Here is a 2,001-nt window from a genome sequence, read left to right on the forward strand (position 1 = left end):
AGATAAGCGTTGCGATTTCGCGGGTGTTCAGCTCCATCGAGTAACGCTAATGCCCCTGTCACCGAACTCAAAGCGCACCAGTCGCAACCTTCGGAAAGTCATTTGGATCGAAGAATGGGTCCTTATCCCAATTCATCTCGATCGCCATGATTTCACGTAGCAGGACCGCTTCCCAATGTTGTAGGAAGCCGTCCGATGCGGCGAAGTCAGGCACCAGAATTTCCATTCTGAGACCGACCCTGTCGTAGCTCTTTTGCTTGCCGAACGCCGTCTGGCTGGAAATACCGAAACGGAAGAGATCGCCCGAGGGATCGATAGCGTGAAACGCCTCAATCAGCCTCACGGTCTGAGCTAATCGGGCGTCTTCACGAAACCGGTAACCAGACTGGCCGAGCCAATCCCTGCAATGTGTCCAGATGGCCTTCAGGTCGTGAGAATAGAGCAGCCTAGTTTCTATCTTCCCGCTTTTTTGACCGACCATGTCGAGCAACGCCTTCAGGCGAAGCTCCAGCGTCTGGCGCACCAAGTGGGCAAGTGGCGCAGTCCAGTTTCCCATTCCGTTCTTCTGATAGGTTTCAATGACCAGGTCGGCGGCAATCTGGAAGTCGAGGGCCAATTCGGCATAGCTGCATTGGCCGTTGTGGTTCTCGACGTAATAGATGCCGGAGACGGTGTTAGCGCTTTCGGCGGTGGCACCAGTCCAAATCTCATGATGGAAGCGCGGATCTTCTGCGGGAGGTTTCTGTTTCATCAGATTGCCTAAGCTGATAGCGGAAGGGAGGGCGCCGCCCTCCTGCTCCCCGTTAAGGAGAGGTTACGGCCATCGAAAACGCAAGCAGGCGTTTGCGCACGGTCAGCCGAGTGTATGCCGATCGCCGTGTTGTCTGCGTTACCGACTGCCCTAGACCAGACCGCCTGAACCCACCCCGCTTGGGACGCCTTTGGCCTTGATTCCTCTTTCGGGAGTTCGCAGTCGCGGCTTGAACAACGGAGATGGGGCGCCTAGCCGACAGCGCCTTCACTGGCTCCGGCGAAGCCGATCAGGTCAGATCTCCATGGCTTCGGACAAAGAGGCCTCATGGAGTATGAAGCGGGCATACGAGGTTACTAACAGCCCCCTCAGATGGTGCGCAAGGGCGGCAAAACCTCGTTATAAGTGTGCGCCGCTGCCCGGCAGTGGTGCTCAAAATATAAGGTCAGCTCTGCGCTTGACGAAGGAAGTGGGCGAAAGACCTGCAGCGGATCGCTTACTTCTTGGGTGGTCAGGTGCTGGTGATAAAAAAAGACCGCGCGCTCAGCGATGTCGAGCATGGGTATGTCCATCACGTTGTCAGAATCTAGGTGAGCGACAAACTTGTCGCGATATCGCCGAACCGAGGTCACGTAATCGGAATAGGCCGCTTCCTCCATTCCCAGTCGAGCGAGCAAAGACGGCTTGAAGGCGTCAAGGTCAGCGACAATCCTTGACCAGTGGTGTTTGTCGGCACGGTCTGCAAAAAGCTTACACCACTCTAAGACGGCGATATCGGTGCAGTTTCCTCCCTGAGTGATCCAAAAATCTCTGGTCCAATCCATCGGGATACGGGCGTGCACGTCCTTAAATGCTCGCAGATAGGCCAGGTTTCGCAGGAAACTGGCCATCAAAAGGGCCACGCGCCTAAACCTCTCAGTACGGTTCATCTCTTGCTCCCAAGGGCGGCGGATGTCCTCATCCTTGGCCGACTTCGCTTTTTTGCCTGATCCAAGAAGGGCGCTACCAGTCTTGCGACAAAAGAGAAAGAACCGAGAGTCTAGCGGCGGGGGGACGTAGTGGCAGCTCTCAGGGATAGGCAACGCCGGATGAGCGACGGGATTGGGGCGCGAAGCGGTCGCTGGATTCGCATAATATGCGGACTGGAACAGTGGAATAGTTGCTCGACGTGGACGTCCGCAACCGACCCGAAGTGGCCAGTCAGGTTCCGACCCATATCCGCCGTTCAAGGCCAACTCTTCGACACCCAA

The 2,001-nt window shown here is 56.2% G+C and carries 2 protein-coding genes; both read right to left on the bottom strand.

All coding sequences use genetic code 11. The features are described 5' to 3' along the window. Positions 1-67: 67 nt before the first annotated feature. Entirely contained in the window at positions 68-751 is a 684-nt protein-coding gene (locus WH91_RS02150) for a hypothetical protein (RefSeq protein ID WP_046169378.1), read from the bottom strand. 368 nt (positions 752-1,119) lie between these two features. After that, on the bottom strand, positions 1,120-2,001 hold an 882-nt coding region (locus WH91_RS25060; RefSeq protein WP_210165766.1), incomplete at its 5' end, for a hypothetical protein.

This window comes from Devosia psychrophila, assembly GCF_000971275.1.
Classification (GTDB): domain Bacteria; phylum Pseudomonadota; class Alphaproteobacteria; order Rhizobiales; family Devosiaceae; genus Devosia; species Devosia psychrophila.